11 protein-coding genes are annotated in these 18598 nt (G+C 67.1%); 4 read left to right on the forward strand and 7 right to left on the reverse strand.

The window, feature by feature from the left end; genetic code table 11:
• Positions 1-19: 19 nt before the first annotated feature.
• On the reverse strand, positions 20-1717 hold the full coding sequence (locus N5C28_RS18935; protein WP_279824713.1) for a ShlB/FhaC/HecB family hemolysin secretion/activation protein: 1698 nt from the start codon (positions 1715-1717) through the stop codon (positions 20-22).
• 222 nt (positions 1718-1939) lie between these two features.
• Positions 1940-4264, reverse strand: coding sequence for a peptidoglycan glycosyltransferase PbpC (gene pbpC / locus N5C28_RS18940; RefSeq protein ID WP_279824715.1), 2325 nt, complete (start codon positions 4262-4264; stop codon positions 1940-1942).
• 162 nt (positions 4265-4426) lie between these two features.
• Here pbpC and N5C28_RS18945 point away from each other — a divergent pair, with 162 nt between their 5' ends.
• Positions 4427-4720: a hypothetical protein gene (locus N5C28_RS18945; protein ID WP_279824716.1), complete on the forward strand. Its 294-nt coding sequence runs from the start codon at positions 4427-4429 to the stop codon at positions 4718-4720.
• Between the two features lie 16 nt (positions 4721-4736).
• Here N5C28_RS18945 and N5C28_RS18950 read toward each other — a convergent pair whose 3' ends face one another.
• Entirely contained in the window at positions 4737-9647 is a 4911-nt protein-coding gene (locus N5C28_RS18950; protein WP_279824718.1) for an alpha-2-macroglobulin, read from the reverse strand.
• 193 nt (positions 9648-9840) lie between these two features.
• On the opposite strand from N5C28_RS18950, the gene N5C28_RS18955 reads away from it, so the two are divergent.
• Together N5C28_RS18955 and N5C28_RS18960 are read left to right on the forward strand one after the other, a co-directional pair.
• Positions 9841-11202: an MATE family efflux transporter gene (locus N5C28_RS18955; protein WP_279824719.1), complete on the forward strand. Its 1362-nt coding sequence runs from the start codon at positions 9841-9843 to the stop codon at positions 11200-11202.
• A gap of 62 nt (positions 11203-11264) precedes the next feature.
• Positions 11265-11720, forward strand: a complete 456-nt coding sequence (locus tag N5C28_RS18960) for a DUF2214 family protein (RefSeq protein ID WP_279824721.1) — start codon at positions 11265-11267, stop codon at positions 11718-11720.
• A 551-nt stretch (positions 11721-12271) separates the two neighbouring features.
• Here the strand turns inward: N5C28_RS18960 and speA are convergent.
• From speA to N5C28_RS18980, 4 genes are all read right to left on the reverse strand, one after another.
• On the reverse strand, positions 12272-14185 hold the full coding sequence (speA, locus tag N5C28_RS18965; protein WP_279824724.1) for an arginine decarboxylase: 1914 nt from the start codon (positions 14183-14185) through the stop codon (positions 12272-12274).
• A gap of 216 nt (positions 14186-14401) precedes the next feature.
• Entirely contained in the window at positions 14402-14773 is a 372-nt protein-coding gene (locus tag N5C28_RS18970; protein WP_279824725.1) for a translation initiation factor Sui1, read from the reverse strand.
• Between the two features lie 324 nt (positions 14774-15097).
• The gene (locus N5C28_RS18975; protein ID WP_279824762.1) at positions 15098-15640 is read right to left on the reverse strand and encodes an NUDIX hydrolase; all 543 of its coding nucleotides are present in this window, start codon (positions 15638-15640) and stop codon (positions 15098-15100) included.
• A complete protein-coding gene (locus tag N5C28_RS18980; RefSeq protein ID WP_279824726.1) occupies positions 15637-16701 on the reverse strand; it encodes a DUF2333 family protein in 1065 nt (354 codons plus the stop codon). Before N5C28_RS18980 ends, N5C28_RS18975 begins: the two co-directional genes overlap by 4 nt.
• Before the next feature lie 261 nt (positions 16702-16962).
• Here N5C28_RS18980 and N5C28_RS18985 point away from each other — a divergent pair, with 261 nt between their 5' ends.
• Entirely contained in the window at positions 16963-18579 is a 1617-nt protein-coding gene (locus N5C28_RS18985) for a PleD family two-component system response regulator (RefSeq protein ID WP_279824727.1), read from the forward strand.
• The last annotated feature ends 19 nt before the right edge of the window (positions 18580-18598 follow it).

Below are 18598 nucleotides of genomic sequence, written 5' to 3' on the forward strand. Positions count from 1 at the left end.
AGCTCCGTTACGCGTCGAATTAGAAGAAGGCATCCAGGCGGACATACACAGGCCGCTCACGCTCGGTGACGGCATCAGGGCGGTCCAGGGAATGAGCGAAGTTGATAGCGGCGGCGAGGTGCTTACCCCGGGCGCTCAGCTCGACGGCATTGCCGGAGAGGCGGCCCCGCAGGTCAGGGTTATAGCGTCCGCCCTCGATCACGCCGAGGTCGTAGGCGAAGGCCACGCCGTACTCCTGCACGAAGGGTTGCAAGGGCTGCCAGGTCACCGCGCGGCGCCAGCGCAACTGGTTACGCCAGTAGCCGCCGCTGTCGCCGGAGAGTGACTGGTCCTTGAAGCCGCGCACCGAACTCAGGCCGCCGATGCTGATGCGCTGCGCGCTGAACAGCACGTCTTCGCTCTTCTGCCCGTTGAGCAGGCTGTCGAAGCTGAAGGACTCGCCCCACAGCTGAAACGGCTGCAGGTAACTGAGGGTCAGGCTGTACTTGTTGTAGCGGGCGACGGGTTGGCCGCCTTGGGGATTGCCCGCGCCCTGGGCGTCGAAATTGCCGATGCCCTGCTGCCAGCCAATGTCGGCGTTGACGAAGGCGGTGCCGATACGCCGCCCGTGGTTGAAGCCCAGTTGCGCCTCCGACAGGCGCTGGCTCGACACGTCGATGCGGTTACCGAGGATGAAGTTGTTGGTGCGCAGGTGGCTGACGCCGGTATTGATCGCGGTCTTGCTCAGGCTGTCGCGGTGCAGCACCCGCTCGGCACGCAGCGCGTGGGTCTTGCTGTCACCATCGAGTTCGAAGGCGAAGCCGTTGGCCTGGTTGAGGGTGCGGTAGTAGCTCTGGCTGTAGCTGTAGTTGAAGCTCCACCAGCCATAGGGAACGCTGTAGCTGAGGCTCTGGTTGTGGGAGTGACGGCGGCTGTCGCTGAGCGCATCACGCCCGGCCCGCAGGCTCAACTGATCGGCCAGCCCCAGCGGGCTGTCCCAGTCCAGGCCAAGGCCCCACTGCTGCTCGCCGGTGCTGCGCTGGCCATCGTTGTGCCGATTGAGGCTGGCGCGCCAGGGCTTGCTGCGCTGACCCTGGAGTTGCACGCGGCTGCCGCCCACCTCCGCGCCGGGCACCAGCTCCAGTTGTGCCTGGCGCGACGGCAGGCGATTGAGCTGCTCGACCAGTTGCTCCAGCTCACGCAGGTTGAGCACTTCGCCGGTCTGCCCGGGAAAGCCCATGCCCAGCTCCCGCTCACTGGCCAGCTCGGACGCGTCCAGCCCTTCCAGCCGGCCGTCGACCACGATCACGCTCAGGGTGCCGCTGGAGAGGTCCTGCTGGGGCAAGTAGGCCCGGGTGGTGACATAGCCCCGCCCGACATAGTGATTGGTGATGGCCTTGAGCACCTGGTTCAGTTGCCCGACGCCCAGGCATTCGCCCGCGAAGGGCTGCAGGATCGAGGCTTTGTCCGCCTCGCTGAGCAGCGAGGCGCCCTGAAGGCTGATCTGCTGGATATCGAAGCAGCGCTCATCGGTCGGCGCCGGCGTTTCCGTGAGGACGGGCGCATCACCGGGCAGTTGGCGCAGTTCTTCGAGGCGGCGCTCCTGCTCGTGCAGCAGGCGCTCCTGGCGCTCGCGGACAAGGTCACGGTCAGCCGGCGTCTGACCGTTCACAGCAGCGGGCAGAAGGTGAAGCGCGAGCAGCAGGGGGAGAGATTGGAAAATGCAGCGAAGAGACATGCCTTCAATCCTTGAGAGCGCCGGATAAACGGCGCAGATTGGAGCGCACCTCTCACAACCAGATAAATCAGAGCTGTCTTAGATTTGTCGGCACTGCGCTGAATCCTGAAAAATGGCGTGCCCATGCCGGTACGAGCCACCGCAAAGGGTCGCAATTCGCACAAGCAGTGCATTGGATATCAGCGATCCGTCGAATGGCTTGGGTATCACAGAGCCATTGGCTCACTGCCCCACACTGAACTCCAGGCGCGCCGTCTGCCCGCCTTCATCCAGCACGCTCAGTTGATAGCGCCCCGTACGCGGGAAGGGCTGGCTGAAGAGTTCGTCCGCGGCGGTTTCGGCCACGGGCTGGCCGTCGACGAACCACCAGCGGCGCCCGCTGCCGCCCAGGGCGGAGAGGCGCAGGCGCAACGGCTCGGCGCTGCCCGCCGGGCGTTGCAACTGGTCGCCCTGGCGCACGCCGACGATCGACAGCGGCGCGGCGGCGGGCTCGCGTTGCGGGGGGCAGGAGGGGTCGGCCGCCGGAAGGCGCGCGCCCCGTCGCTCACGTCGCGGCAGCCAGGGCTCGAGCGGTGCTGGCCACAGGGCCACGGTCTGGGGTTGAGCGCCAGGACAGCCTGGGGCGACACGCAGCCCCTGCTCGTTGAGCCAGATGTTGGCTTGCAGACCCTGCCCCAGGGGCTGGTCCAGAGCCTGCAGGGTCGGCGGCGTGGTGCCGTCCAGGGTCCAGGCGAAACGCTGACGGCGGCAATTGGGATCGCGGCTATCCAGCGGTTGGCCCAGCGGCCAGCAGATCGCGGCCACGCCAACCTCCGCCGGCTGCGGGTCTGCCGGCAGCCCGACGCCGCGCTGGCTATCACGGTTGGCCAGCAGGTCGTGCACTTGCAGGAGCAGCGGCGCCGCCGAGGCCAGACCGAACTGGTCGGGCACCGGCGTGCCGTCCGGCCTGCCGATCCACACGCCGATGACGTAGCGCGGTGCCACGCCGATGGCCCAGGCATCGCGAAAGCCATAACTGGTGCCGGTCTTCCAGGCCAGGCTCGGGCGTTGCACCAGTTGCGCCCGCGGGTCGCGGTCCGGGCGCGCCTGGCCGCTGAGGATGCGTCGCACGATCCAGGCCGATCCTGGCGACAGCAGGCGCCGTTCCTGCAATTGGTCCTGGGGCCGAAAACGCAGGCGCGCGGCCTTGCCACCGCGGGCGAACGCGCTGTAACCGCTCACCAGTTCTTCCAGGCGGCTGCCGGCCCCACCGAGGATCAACGCCAGGTTCGGTTCGGCCAGCGGCGGCAATGCCAGCGGCACCCCGGCACTGCGCAACTCGCCGGCGAAGCGTTTCGGCCCGTAGGCTTCCAGCAATTGCACCGCCGGCAGGTTGAGCGAGCGGGCCAGGGCTTCGCTGGCCGATACGGCGCCGCTGAACCCGGCGGCGAAGTTGCCCGGCCGGTAGTCGCCGTAACGGCGGGGCACGTCCTGCAGCAGGGATTCGGAATGGATCAGGCCGCTGTCCAGGGCCATGCCGTAGAGGAAGGGTTTCAGGGTCGAGCCCGGCGAACGCTGGGCACGCACCATGTCGACATGGCCGAAGCGTCGCACGTCACTGATGTCCACCGACCCGAGGTAGGCACGTACGGCCATGCTCGGCTGCTCCACCACCAGGATCGCCGCCGAGGTGCGCTCGGGCAGGCGGGCGCGCCAGCCCATCAGCAAGTCTTCCAGGCGCCGCTGCAACGCAGCATCCAGGGTGGTGCGGATCAGCGGTGGGCTGCCGGGGGTGTTCAGCCGCCGTGCCAGCAACGGCGCCAGGCGTGGCTCCTGACGGGGCGCCAGCAGCACCGGTTCTTCCAAGGCATCGTCGATGGCCGCTTGTGGCCAGACGCCAAAGCTGCCCAGGCGCTGCAACACCTTGTCCCGGGCCAGCTGCGCACGCTCCGGGTGACGGTCCGGGCGCAGGCGACTCGGTGCCTGGGGCAGTACGGCGAGCAAGGCCGCTTCGGCCCGGGTCAGTTGGCTCGGCGGCTTGCCGAGGTAGGCCCAGCTGGCTGCCGCGACGCCTTGCAAGGTACCGCCAAAGGGCGCGCGGTTGAGGTAGAGGGCGAGGATCTCGTCCTTGGACAGGTGCCACTCCAACTGCAGGGTGCGCCACAACTGCTTGAGCTTGCCGGGGTAGCTGCGCGCATGGGGGTCGAGCAACCGCGCCACCTGCATCGACAGGGTGCTGCCACCGGACACCACGCGCCCACCGCCGAGGTTCTGCCAGGCCGCCCGGCCCAGCGCCAGCGGGTTGACCCCGGGGTGCTGGTAGAACCAGCGGTCTTCGTAGGTCAGCAGGGCGTCCAGGTAATAGGGCGACACCTCGTCCGGGCTGATCGGGTAGCGCCACACGCCGTCGCGGTCGGCGAAGCGCCACAGCGGCGTGCCGTCTTCGGCGAGCACCACCCGGGCCAGGTCATCCTCGGGCAATGGCAGCGGAAACAGCCAGTCCGCCAGCCACAGCGTCAGAAGCAGAGCCAGCGGTGCAGAGAGCCAGCGCCAGACGCGTCGACGCATCCACTTACACATGGCAAGGCCCTGTCACTGACGGGCGCCGTGACATCGTGAGGCCATCAGGGAACTCAACGGCCTGCGCCATAGCCCAATACAACAGCCATTCCGGCAATCCGCTGGCACGTCGCCCTGCCAATCGTGGCCGGGCTCACAGGATCATTGAACATGTATGTAGAAGGTTTCTTCGAGTCGCTTGGCCAGGCATTTGGCGCGTTCATCCGGTTTATCGTCGAGAGCTTGAGCGGCTTTTTCAGCGTGTTGGGGAATGCGGTCAGCAGCTTCATCGATGGCATGGCCAGCACCCTGGGCGTCACCCCGTCGCTGCTGAGCATTGCCGTGCTGGTGATCGGCCTGTTGTTGCTGTATGCCGCCCTGCGGGCGTTTCTGCGGGGCGGCATCATCAGCGGGATCATCTGGCTGCTGCTCGGGCTGTGGCTGCTCAGCGGGTTGATTCACTGAGCAGCCGTTCGCTCGATCAGCGCGGCTTGACCACCAGGCGCCCGGGCGTCGAGCCCAGGGCCTGCCAGTTCGGCCGGTACATGGATTCCACCTGGGGTGGCGGCACGCGGTAGCTGCCCGGGGTCACCGCCCTGGCCAGGTACAGCAGGTGGGTGGTGTCGTAGCCGTTCACGTCCACCGCTGCCACGTAGCGATCACCGCGGAATTCCTGGTGCTTGATCGTGGCATTCTGCATCGAACGGCGCCATTCCTTCACGCTGCTGCTGGCGTCGTCCAGGCTTGCCGCGCTCTGGGCAAGGTTCTGGTTTTCCAGCTCCAGGCCGGCGGGCAGGAGGTCGACCACCAGGGCATCCGGCACCCGCTGACGAGCGGAGATGGCCAGGTGCACCAGCACCAGCTCACCGCTTTCCAGCGCTTCCAGGTTCAGCGGCTCGCCATCCATGCCCAGGTACTGGCGATAGATTTCCAGGTTCTCGCCCCCAGCCGCCGGCGCCCTGGACGGGTAGCCCGACAGGGTCAGTTGCTGGTACAGCGTCGCCTCGCCGGCATTGCTCAGGGTCAGCGGATTGGCCAGGTCGTTGCCGTCCAGCTTGATGCCGGACTGCGCGTTGCTCAGTTCGAAGGCGAACGCGCCGCTTTGCAGCGCGGCCTTCCAGTCAGGCTCGGGCTTGGTCAGCAGGTTGCGACCGGCCAGGTACAGCGAGTTGCGCTCCTGGGTCGACAGCCATTGCTGGCCGGCCACTTCGTCCGCTAGGTTGAACAGGCGTTCTTCACGACGACCGGCCGCCAGGTCGTGCTCTTCCAGCAGCGCCAGGATCAGCGCCTGGTCGCGCAGCGGGCTGCCGTAGTCGGCCAGCCAGCGCTCGCTGTCGCGGCCACGGGCCAGGCCCGCCGCCAGGGCTTCGTCGGCCCGAGGCTGGTCGCCCATCTTCTGCAGCGCCACCGCCAGGTGCACCAGCGGCAGGCCGGACAGTGCATCGGCACGGCGCTCATGCAGGCTGCGCAGCGCACCGAGCGGCGCCTGCTGGCTGCGCGCCAACACGTAGCCGGCGTAGGCCTGCACGGCAAAGCGACTGTGGTTGGCGTTATCGCTGTAGCTGACCTCGATGAGGTTGCGCTCCTGCAGGTAGCGCATCAGGCGTTCGTTGGCCTTTTTCAGCGCCTCTTCCGGTACGCCGAAACCACGCTCGCGGGCCCGCAGGAGGAAGTCGGTGACGTAGGCAGTCAGCCAGTACTCTTCCTCGCTGTCGGCGCCCCACAGGCCGAAGCCGCCGTTGTAGCGCTGCATGCTCAGCAGGCGCTCGATGCCCAGCTCGATGGCGCGCTTGCGCTGCTCGTCCGGCTCGCCTTCCAGGCCGAGCTTCTTCAGCGCTGCGGCATCGGCGTAGAGCGACGGGTACAGGCCGCTGGTGGTCTGCTCCAGGCAGCCATAGGGATAGGCCTTGAGCGCACGAATCTGCTCGCCCAGGTTGAGCGGCGGACGGCTGGAGAGCGACAGCCGCGCCTCCAGGCCGGCCGGCTCGAAGGCGGGCAAGGCATCGGCCGGCAGGGTCCAGGGTTCGCCCTTGAGCACCGCGCGGAAATGCTTGAGCTGCGCCGGGTAGGCCGGGCGCACGCCCACTGTCCATTCGCGACTGAAGGCCGGCAGGTTCTCGCCGGGCAGCGACAGGCCGTTGACCGTGACGCTGAAACGGCCCTGGCCATAACCGCCCAGCGCCCGCACCGGAATCCGCAGGGTGGTGCGTTCGCCGTCGCCCAGGCTGATCGATTTTGCCGCCGCATCGCCCGGCTGCAGCAGACTCATCTGCCCCTCGGCCTGCAGCTGCACGTCCAGTTTCTGCGCGGCGCCCGACAGGTTGCTGAGGTCCAGTGCCAGGGTGGTTTCATCGCCACCGGCGAGGAAGCGCGGCGTCGACAGCTCGGCGATCAGCGGCGCGGCCACCACCGTCTTGGCCTCGGCCATGCCGTAGCGCTCATCGGTCCAGGCCTGAGCCATCAGGCGCAGCTCGCCGTTGAAGTCGGGAATGTCCAGGCTGACTTCGCCTTCGCCCTGGGCATTCAGGCGCACGGGCTGGCTTTGCAGGGCGACGATCAGCACGCTGGTGTCGGGGCGCTTGCCACCGGCCGCCAGTTCCGCGTCACCACCGAACGCCAGTTTCGCCGTACGGCCCTGGCCGGCTTCGATCAGTTGTCCGTAGACGTCCAGGTGGTCCGCGCCGTAGGCCTTGCGCCCGAACAGGCTGGCGAACGGGTCCGGGGTGGCGTAGCTGGTGATGTTGAGGATGCCGACATCCACCGCCGCCAGCAGCACGTTGACGTGCTCCGGCACGCTGCCATCGGCGTTGCGCGCCTGCACCTTGATGCTCAGCGGCTGCTTGGGCCGCATCTTCTCCGGCGCTTGCAGGGTCAGGGCCAGCTTGCGCGGGGCACGGTCCAGCGGCAGGTGCAGCAGGCCGACCGCGCGCTTCGGCGTGGCGTTGTTCTTGCGCTCGCCCGGGCGAACCACCAGGGCGCTGACGTACAGGTCGTGGCGCGCCCAGTCCTTGGCGATCGGGATGTCGAATGCCTTGCCTTCGGCTGGCACCTCGATCTCTTGCCACCACAACGGCCCCTCGCTGGACTCCACCAGCAGGTAGCCCTTGCCCGCCGCCGGCGGGGTCACGGTGACCTTGGCGGTGTCGCCGTCGGCATAGGCCGGCTTGTCCAGCGCCAGCTTGACCTGGTCCGGGCGCACGGCGCCGCCTTCAGCGTTGTCCTGCCAGCGGTAGCCGGCCCAGAAGCGCAGGCTGCTGAGCATGCCGGTCTCGGCGTCGATCACTTCGATGCGATAGGGGCCCCACTCCACCGGGAAGCTGACCTTGGTGGTGCCGCCGGCGGCGACGCTGAGGGTTTCTTCGTTGAGGGTCAGGTATTTCTCGTTGTAGTGGTGGCTCCAGCCATCGCTTTCGGAGAAGTTCCAGTAGTAGTCGCGGCGCTCGCGGATCAGGCGCACGGTGAGCTGATCGGCAGCCAGCTTGTTGCCCTTGGCATCGGCCACCAGCACGTCGAATTCGGCCAGGCTGTCGGCGTCGACCTCCTCGCCGTCGAACAGGCCACGCACACCGGGCAGACGGTCGGCCGGCCAGACCGGCTGGACGATGCGTCGGGTGATCGGGCGACCACCGGACTCCCGCAGGCTGGCCTGCAGGATCAGTTTCAGCGGCGACTTGGCGTCGCTCCAGCGGCTGTCGAGGGCCACCGTGGTCTTGCCCTGGTCGTCGAGCTGGACTTCATCCAGTTCGATGTCCTGGCTCAGCTCGTCCTCGGTGACCGAGCCGAACTGGTAGCCCGGCAGGCTGGCCACCGCGTCACGCAGCGGGCGCACGTAGACCTGGCCACTGAGGCGGTTGCCGGCGGCCGGCGCGCCGTAGAGGTAACGGCCGGTCACGGCGAAGCGGGGGTCGTCGGAGGGGTGGAACGGCGTGTCGCTGCCCTTGAGTTCCAGCGCCAGGCGCTCGGGCAGGAAATCCTCCACGGAGAATTCATAGAGTTGCGGCGAGCCATCGCCCAAGTCGAACAGCAGCTGCCAGCGACCCGTGGGCGCTTCCTCCGCCAGTTGCAGGGCGTACTGATAGAGGCCGGAATCATCGGCCTGCCAGACGAACTTGCGGCTGACCTGCTCGTCCGGGCGGCGCACCTCGACGCTCACTGGCTGCGGCTTGACCAGGCGCCCGTCGCTGTCCCGCAGCAGTGCGTTGATCAGTACGGTTTCGCCGGGGCGGTACAGGTCACGCGGGCCGAACACGAAGAATTGCAGGGGATGGGCCTGGGGCCCGCCGATATCGAACTCGGCCAGGTCCAGCGCCGGCGAGCCGAGACGCAGCAGGCTGGTCTGTTCGCCCTGGCGCGCCAGCAGCACGTCAGCCTTGTCGGGAAGCGGCAGCTCGGCGTGGCCGGCACCGTCGGTCTTGCCGGTGGCCAGCACCTGGCCCTTGTCGTCCAGCAGTTCCAGCTCGACGCCGGACAGCGCCTTGCCGCCTTCCAGGGCCTGGGTGAAGGCATCCAGGCGCCCGCGATAACGGTGGACGGACAAGCCGATGTCGCTCAGGGTGAACAGCGTGGCCGGCTGGGAATAGCTGTAGCTGCCGGCGGCGCGCATGACCGCCAGGTACACGCCCGGCTCCTTGAACGGCTCCAGGCCGGCGATCGGCAATTGCACGGTTTCCCGGGTGTTGCGGGCGGGGTCGAGGTCGAAACGGCCGCCGTAGACCAGGTCGGCCATCGGCAGCAGCGACTGCGCTTCCCAGGTGTCCAGGTTGCTGCTGCGGCCCCACTGGCTGAGGAAGCGCGGCACGGCATCGGGCTTGATGCGGAAGAACTCGACGTTGACCTTGTCGACGTTGAGGGTGATCACCGGCAGCCCGTCGGTGAGCCGCGTCGGCAGCAGCGAGCCGCGGCTGGCAAAGCCGACGCTGGCCTGCAGGTCACGGGTTTCCAGGCGGGTCACATGCTCGCTGGCCAGGGTCGCGCCATTCACCGCACGCAGGCCGGCGTCCACGGTCACCACCAGCTTGCGCTGGGGCTCCAGGTGGCGCAGGCGCAATTCCATCAGGTTGTCGGCCAGCTCCCAGGCGCCGTCGACCTTGCCGCTCTTGCTGTCGACCAGGTGCAGCCGCTCGGCGAAGTTCTGCTCCGGGTCGAGGGGCACCGACAGGCTCACCGACAGCGCGCTGGCGCCGTCCAATTGCACCTCGGAGACATCGACCACCGTCAGCTCGCGACCGGCATAACGCTGGGCCAGGGCATCGCGGTCGACCGCGGGCCGTGGCTGCGCCGGGCTGGCTGCCGGTGCCTCCGGCGTACTGGTGACCTCGGCGGGCTCGGTGGATGAATCACAGGCGCTGAGCAAGCTCAGGACAAGTGCCAGAAGCAGTCCTTTGTTCGGCATCGATGGCTCCGGAAAATGGCGGGTGCACAGGCCACACACTATAGTCGAGGCCCCTGTGGGCAACGAGTGCGGCCACGCAAAATAGTGAGGCCGAGCACGGCTTTTCGGGGGGCGTCAACGCGCTGCGGGCGAGGCACCGTTGGCGGCTTGACAGCGGTCGTATACTGCCCCGCTCGACCGGAGTGAAGAACCGATGTTACGCGACGCCTGGCAGCACGCCCCTACCCACCGAAAAGTCTGGGCGCTGGCCGTGCCGATGATCCTGTCCAACCTGTCGGTGCCGCTGGTGGCGTTGGTGGACAGCGCCGTGGTCGGCCACCTGCCGCACGCCCACCAGCTGGCCGCCGTGGCCGTGGGTGGCAGCCTCTACACCCTGCTGACCTGGGCCATGGGTTTTCTGCGCATGGGCACCACCGGCTTCGCCGCCCAGGCAGCCGGCCGCGAGGACGGCTGCGCCCTGCGCCAGATCCTGGTGCAAGGCCTGCTGCTCGGCGTCCTGCTGGCGGCCTTTCTGCTGATCCTGGCGATCCCGTTCAGCAGTGCGGCCCTGGCGCTGATGCAGCCCTCGGCGGAACTGGACACCCTGGCGCGCAGCTACTTCGAGATCCGCCTGTTCGGCCTGCCTGCCGCCCTCACCTGCTACGCCCTGATCGGCTGGCTGTTGGGCACGCAGAACGCCCGCGGGCCGCTGGCCATCCTGCTGACCACCAACCTGCTGAATGTGGCCCTCGACCTGCTGTTCGTGCTGGGGCTGGGCTGGGGCGTGGCGGGCGCCGCCTGGTCGTCGGTGATTGCCGAATGGAGCGGCGCCCTGCTCGGCCTGTGGCTGGCGCGCCATGCCCTGGCTCGCTACAGCGGCCAGGTCGACTGGTCCGCCCTGCGCCACTGGCTGAACTGGCGGCCGCTGCTGGCGGTGAACCGCGACATTTTCATCCGCACCCTGGCGCTGCAATCGGTGTTCTTCCTGATCACCGTGCAGGGCACCCGCCTGGGCGACGAAACGGTGGCGGCCAATGCCCTGTTGCTCAACGGCCTGCTGCTCACCGCCCATGCCCTGGATGGCCTGGCCCATGCGGTGGAGGCGCTGTGCGGGCATGCGCTGGGGGCGCGGGATCGTCTGGCGCTGCGCCGCAGCCTGGTGGTGGCCGGCGGCTGGTCGCTGCTGGCGAGCCTGGGGTTCGCGCTGTTCTTCCTGGTGGCGGGCGATTACTTCATCGGCTTCCAGACCAACATCGCCGAAGTCCGCCAGACCGCCATCGCCTACCTGCCCTACCTCGCCGTGCTGCCGCTGTTGGCCGTCTGGAGCTACCTGCTCGACGGCCTGTTCATCGGCGCCACCCGGGCCCGGGAAATGCGCGACGCCATGCTCATCGCCCTGGCCCTGAGCCTGCCCCTGGGCTGGCTGCTGCAGGGGTTCGGCAACCACGGCCTGTGGGCGGCGTTCCTGTGTTTCATGCTGATCCGTGGTCTCAGCCTGGCCGGCTATGCTTACCGCCTGAACCGCCGTGGCCTGTGGTTTGCGCCCGCCCATCAGAGGGGCAGAGCCCAGGCCTGACGCGCTGGCCGGGGTGAACACGCGCCAGCCAGCGCACACCCGCCCTGACGAAGGACACCCCCATGGCCGATGCGATTGTCGCGTACCTGCATTACCTGTCGATCTTCCTGCTGTTCGCCCTGCTGACCCTGGAACACCAGTTGTTCAAACCGCCCCTGGACCTCGCCCGGGCACGCAGCCTGATGCGCATCGACATGGCCTACGGCCTCTGTGCCGGCCTGGTGCTGGCCACCGGCGCCGCGCGGGTGATGGGCTTCGGCAAGGGCGTTGGCTATTACATGGGCAACGGCGTGTTCCACGCCAAGGTCGGACTGTTCATCCTGGTGGGCCTGCTGTCGATCATCCCGACCGTGGTATTCCTGAAATGGCGCGCGGGCCTCAAGGCCGGCCAGGCCCCACAGATCAGCCCAGCCCAGGGCAAGCTGGTGACCATGACCATTCGCCTGGAGCTGCTGTTGCTGCTGATCATCCCGCTGCTGGCCACGCTGATGGCACGCGGGTTTGGCGTGACGGGCTGACGTCGGGTGCCCTCCGTAGGAGCGGACTTGTCCGCGAGCTCTTCGGCCAAACGCCAGATCAGCGCCGAACACCACGCCGCCGAGCTCGGGGCTAAAGCCCCTCCTACGGGTGTGTTGCCACTTGAGGTAGCAACCACCTCCCTAGGAGCGGACTTGTCCGCGAGCTCTTCGGCCAAACGCCAGATCAGCGCCGAACACAACGCCGCCGAGCTCGCGGCTGAAGCCCCTCCTACAGGTGTGCTGCCACCTTGAGGTAGCAACCGCCTCCGTAGGAGCGGACTTGTCCGCGAGCTCTTCGGCCAAACGCCAGATCAGCGCCGAACACCACGCCGCCGAGCTCGCGGCTGAAGCCCCTCCTACAGGTGCGCTGCCACCTTGAGTAGCAACCACCTCCGTAGGAGCGGACTTGTCCGCGAGCTTTTGTTCCAGACACCAGATCAGCGCCGGCCACGACATATGCGGGACGGATAAAGCAAGACGCCTGCATGGCGCAGGCGTCAGGTGTTGCGGGGTGACGGCCCGCGGGTATGTCTCCCCGCGGGCCGTTCCGGTCAGGACGACAGGTAGGACGAGCGGGTCAGGCCCAGGCGCAGGGCGTCGAGGAACTGGGTGCGTTCGCGGGCCGTGATCTTGGCGCTGGCGACCTTGTCGCGGTAGTGGGTCATCAACTCCTCCGGCGACAGGTGCACGTAGCGCAGCATGTCTTCGATGGTGTCGTGGGTCTCGATACCGGCGTGGTACACGCTGCCGTCGTTGTTCTGGTAGATGTTCACCGAGTCGGTGTCACCGAACAGGTTGTGCATGTCGCCGAGGATTTCCTGGTAAGCGCCGACCAGGAAGATGCCCAGCAGGTAGTCCTCGCCCTCGCGCACTTCGTGCACCGGCAGGCTGGTTTCGATGCTCTGCTCGTCGACGTACTGGCGAATCTTGCCGTCGGAGTCGCAGGTCAGGTCCTGCAGCACGGCGCGGCGCATCGGTTCTTCGTCCAGGCGGTTGAGCGGCAGGATCGGCAGCACCTGGCCGATGGCCCAGGTGTCCGGCAGGCTCTGGAACACCGAGAAGTTGCAGATGTACTTGTCGGCCAGCTTGTCATTCAGCTCGTCCAGCACCTGGCGGTGCGAACGCTGACGCGCCTTGAGCGAGTTGTGCAGGCGGCGGCAGACGGCGAAGTAGCACTGCTCGGCCAGGGCCTTCTCGGTCAGGCTGATCTTGCCATCGGCGTACTGGGTCGCCACGTCGCTCATGTAGTGGGTGGCGCGCCAGTAGGTCTCGGTGACCATCTCGATATCGGTAGGCCCGAGCAGGTCGACCAGCCACTGCACGGTTTCCGGCAGCGGGGTCTTGTCGTCGATGCTCGGCACTTCGTCGTTGTGCTTCTCGACGTCGGTCACCTGCACCACCAGCACGGCGTGGTGGGCGGTCAGCGAGCGGCCGCTCTCGGAGAAGATGTGCGGGTGCGGCAGTTCCTGCGCGTCGCAGAATTCCTTGAGCATGCCGACCACGACACCGGCGTAGTCGTCCATGTCGTAGTTGATCGAGCTGGCGTTGCGCGAGTGGGTGCCGTCGTAGTCCACGCCCAGGCCGCCGCCGACGTCGATGTGGTCCACCGGCAGGCCCAGGCCGCGCAGCTCGCCGTAGTAGCGGATAGCTTCCTTGAAACCGTGCTGGTAGTCGCCCAGGTTGGCGATCTGCGAGCCCATGTGGAAGTGCAGCAGGCGGATGCCCTGGTCCAGCTTGGCCGCGCGGAAACGCTCGACCACCGACAGCAACTGCGCCGCGGACAGGCCGAACTTGGATTTCTCGCCACCGGTGTCGGCCCACTTGCTCGACGCCAGGGACGACAGGCGCACGCGCAGGCCGATCTGCGGGGCGACCTTGAGTTCGGCCGCCTCCTCGATCACCAGCTGCACCTCGGATTCCTTCTCGATGACGATGAACACGTTGTGGCCGAGCTTCTGCCCCATCAGCGCCAGCTTGATGAACTCGCGGTCCTTGTAGCCGTTGCAGACGATGGTGCCGCCCTTCGGCGCCAGCGCCAGCACGGCCAGCAGCTCCGGCTTGGAGCCGGCTTCCAGGCCGATGGAAACGTTCTGGGTGGCGATGATGTTCTCCACCACCGCCTCCTGCTGGTTGACCTTGATCGGGTACAGCGCGGTGTATTTGCTCTGGTATTCCAGGCGCGCGATGTTGGCGTCGAACGCCCCGGTCAGCTGGCGCACGCGGTCTTGCAGGATGTCTGGGAAGCGCACCAGCAACGGCAGGCTGAGGCCGCTGGAGCGCAGCTCGTCGACCTGTTCGAACAGGTCGATCGGCGTGCTCTGCGGACCGTTCGGACGCACTTCGACGCGGCCTTTGTCATTGATCGCGAAATAGCCCGCGCCCCAATGGCGAATGCCATAGACGCTGCGGCTGTCCGCCACGGTCCATTGGCTGCCGTCATCTTTACGTGTGCGTCGTGCAGACATCGAAGTCTCCCTTGCTGGCGGTAGTGGCCCTGACGTCGTCAGGGCGTGTACAGATTAAAGTCCGGAAATGACGATTGCTCGGCAGTGGACTGTCCATCTGCCGAGGAAGTTTAGAAGACCGCGAAAACAGCAGGCCTTTGAAAACGCCACGTGCGACAGCCGGGCCCGCGTCGAAGGCAACGCGGCAGGCAGGTTGCAGGGGTTTTCAGAGGCCGACTAGCCGCCGGACTTCTTGGCCTTGAAGCCGCGCTTGATGAGTTCTTCGAGCAACAGCTCGACGTGATCGCCCTGGATCTCGATGACCCCGTCCTTGAGCGAACCGCCACAGCCACAGCGCTTCTTCAGGGCGCTGGCCAGGTCCTTCAGGGGGTCTTCGGCCAGGGGCACACCGGTGATGGTGGTCACCGTCTTGCCACCGCGACCCTTGGTCTCGCGGCGCACACGGGCCACACCGTCGCCGGCGGGAATCTGGGTCTTGCTGCAGATGCAGGCGTCCACCGGCTGACTGCAATCCGGGCAATGCCGGCCACTGTCAGTGGAGTACACCAGGCCGCCCAGGGCGGCGAATGACGAAGCTTTCTTGACCACCGGCTTTTCCTCGTAGGGGTCAGGATAGCGACTGGCCGATGCTCATCGACCGCGAAGCCCCACTCTGGCAGGGGCAGCGCAACCGGGCTGGCGCCCGATCCGGCGGGCCGCGGAAGGCGACCCGGGTATAGCTGGTACAGCGGCTGGAGCCGCGACTTCGTATGGCGCCACACGGGCCGCCTCGTCGAAGGCCGCGCAGTGTAACGGCAAAGGTCGCCGCTGCTAAGTACCAAAATGCGCCATTGATCAATGGAATGGCGACCCTGTGCACGATGCCGAACGCGACGCGTGCATATCCCGCACAAGACCCGGGTTCGCGGTGTGTCAGCCCTGGTTCGCCAGGTAATGGCGCAGGGCCTGGAGCGAGTCCGGGCAATAGGGTTTCTCTTCGGCCTGGGCAATGGCCTGGTACGGGTCGAGGAAACAGGCTTCCGACACCTCTTCGGGCTGCAGGATCAGCGGCGCATCGGAAACGGCGGAGAACACCGCGCACCACAGGCGATTGTCCGGCTGGTCGAAGAAGAACCGGCCGTGGTCCTGCAGCGCGACACCGGAAATGCCCAGCTCTTCCTCCAGCTCCCGGGCGGCCGACTCGGCGTAGCCTTCCTCGACCTGCACCATGCCGCCGGCGGCCACGTCCCAGTAACCGGGGTACAGCGCCTTGCTCAGGGTGCGGCGGTGCACGCACAGCTGGCCAGCGGAATTGAACAGGAGAATGAAGGTGCCACGGCCGATCAGGTGGCGTTCGCGCAGCTCGGCCCGGGGCAGACCGCCGAGCAGGCGGTCATCGGCATCGACCCAGGCGATCAGCTCGGCATCCGAGGCGGCGCGGTGGGCCGCCTCGGCTTCGGAGATCGCCACGATCAGCCCTGGCTCAGCAGGGTACGCAGGTCGATGACGGCCGCGTTGGCGCGGGAAATGTAGTTGGCCATGACCAGCGAGTGGTTGGCCAGGATGCCGTAACCACTGCCGTTGAGGATCATCGGGCTCCACAGGGTGGCTTGGGCGGCCTCCAGCTCGCGGATGATCTGGCGCACACTGACGGTGGCGTTCTTCTTCGCCAGCACGTCGGCGAAGTCCACCTCGATGGCGCGCAGCAGGTGGGACAGCGCCCAGGCCTGGCCTCGGGCCTCGTAGAACACGTTGTCGATCTGCAACCACGGGGTCTCGTAGTTGCGCTCGGTGACTTCCGGCACTTCGCCCTCGGCCAGGGTCGACGGGTCTTTCACGTCGGTGTTCAGGCGCACCTGGCCGACGCTGGCGGACAGGCGCTGGGACAGCGAGCCGAGACGGGTGGCGACGTCACCCAGCCAGTTGTTGAGGTTGTCGGCACGGGTGTAGAACTGCGCGTTGCGCTGGCCCGGGTCAGCCAGCTGGGCCAGGTAGCGATCCAGCGAGGCGATGCCTTCGCGGTACTCGGCCTCGGACGCCGGCAGGGCCCAACTCTTGTTGTCGAAATTGAAACGCGGCTCGGCGCGCGCCAGGTTGACGTCCTCGGTGGACTGCGACTGCGAGCGGGCGAAGTCTTTGCGCAGGGCGCGGGACAGGTCGCGCACCTGGACCAGCACGCCGTATTCCCAGCTCGGCATGTTGTCCAGCCACAGGCCGGGGGGCGCGAGGTCGTTCGAGAGGTAGCCGCCGGGCTTGTTCATCAGGGTGCCGGCGACCTGCTTGAGGGTTTCCACCGTGGTGTAGCCGCTGACCATCTGCCGCTGTGCGCTCTCGGCGGCGGCCTGGGCGCGTTGCTGCACCGGGAACAGATCCGGCTCCTGGCTCCAGTACCAGCCGACCAGCATGGCCAGCAACAGGTACACCACCAGCAGCCCGCCAATGAGACGGGCTATCCAGCCGCGTCCGGAATGGCCGCGCGAGGCGACCGAGTCGCCACCGTCGCGCGCGTTGGCAGAGCGGTTCTTCCAATCCAGCATGGGTCAGGTCCTTTTCATCTACGGCGTTCGGTTGTTCGACCACAACCCTTCGACAGGGTTGCGCGACATTTCAGCACTATAAGGGATGCACCGGACAATGCGCAGCGCCGGCGGCGCAAACTAAGGAACGGGCCCGACCTTGACGGGTTTCTCGTTATGGACAAGAGGCTGGCGTCATTGGATCGGCGGTAGTGGCACGGCGGAACCTCGGTGGTAGCATAGAGCCATTACCGAGCCGCGCCCTCGACACGACTACGGACCATGAACGAACACGAAGACCCCAGCAGCGACCGCCTCAAGAAACACTTTGCCCAGCGCGTCATCCATCAGGCGCGACAAGTGCTTGAAGTCTGGCAGCGCCTGCAGCGTGACGAGTGGAACGACGCCGGCATGCTCGAGTTGAGCGAGGCCGCCCTCCTGCTGCAGCGGTACGCGGAGCGTTTCGACCAGGCCGAGCACAGTCAGCTGGCCCAGGGGATCGGCAACTGCCTGGAGTCCGTGGCGAACAACCGCGGCCGCCTCAACAGCGACATGATCAGCGAGCTCAACCTGCTGATGCAGCGCCTGTCGCGCACCGGCCTGCGCCATGGCGACCGCTTCGAACAGACCGTGCTGCCACCCCTGCGCAAGCCGGTGTACCTGGCCCTGCAGCACATCGAACGCGCCGAACGCCTGGCCCAGCAGCTGGAATTCTTCGGCATGGCCGCACAGCCGCTGGACACCGCCAACGCCTTCCGCGCCGCGATGCTCGAACGCCACCCGGCGGCCATTGTCATGGAAGTGGATTTCTCCGGCCCGGGCTGCGGCCTGCAACTGGCCGAGGCGATCCAGCACAATCTGGAACAGAAGATCCCGCTGCTCTTCTACAGCCAGGAAGAAACCGACACCCCGACGCGCCTGGCCGCGGTGCGCGCCGGCGGCCAGGAATACTTCACCGGCTCGCTGGATGCCTCCAGCCTGCTCGAGCGCATCGAAGTGCTCACCCACGTGGCGCAGTACGACCCGTACAAGGTGCTGATCGTCGATGATTCGCGGGCCCAGGCCACCCACACCGAGCGCGTGCTGAACAGCGCCGGCATCGTCACCCGCACCCTCACCGAGCCGATCCTGGCGATGGGCGAGCTGGCCGAGTTCCAGCCCGACCTGATCATCCTCGACATGTACATGCCCGAGTGCAACGGCACCGAACTGGCCAAGGTGATCCGCCACAACGACCGCTACGTGAGCGTGCCGATCATCTACCTGTCCGCCGAAGACGACCTGGACAAGCAGCTCGACGCCATGAGCGAAGGCGGCGACGACTTCCTGACCAAGCCGATCAAGCCACGGCACCTGATCGCCACAGTGCGCAACCGCGCGGCGCGAGCACGCAACCTCAAGGCACGCATGGTGCGCGACAGCCTCACCGGCCTGTACAACCACACCCACACCCTGCAGCTGCTGGAAGACACCTGCTACCGCACCCAGCGGGACGGCCAGCCGCTCAGCTTCGCCATGCTCGATATCGACTTCTTCAAGAAGGTCAACGACAACTACGGCCACCCCATGGGCGACCGGGTGATCAAGAGCCTGGCGCTGTTCCTCAAGCAGCGGCTGCGCAAGAGCGACCATATCGGCCGCTACGGTGGCGAAGAATTCGCCGTGGTGATGCCCAACACCGATGCCAGGACCGCCGCCCGGGTGCTGGACGAAATCCGCCAGCGCTTCGCGGAAATCCACTACCCGGCGCAGCCCCAGGACCTGTCCTGCACCTTCAGTTGCGGCATCGCCGAACTGCGTGCCGACACCGACGCCAAGAGCCTGTCCCAGCAGGCCGACGAAGCGCTGTACGTGGCCAAGCATGGCGGCCGCAACCGCGTGGAAATCTTCCGCGACTGAGCCGATGAAACGTGATGGC

Origin of the sequence: Pseudomonas sp. GD03944 (genome assembly GCF_029839275.1) — a bacterium.
GTDB lineage: Bacteria > Pseudomonadota > Gammaproteobacteria > Pseudomonadales > Pseudomonadaceae > Aquipseudomonas.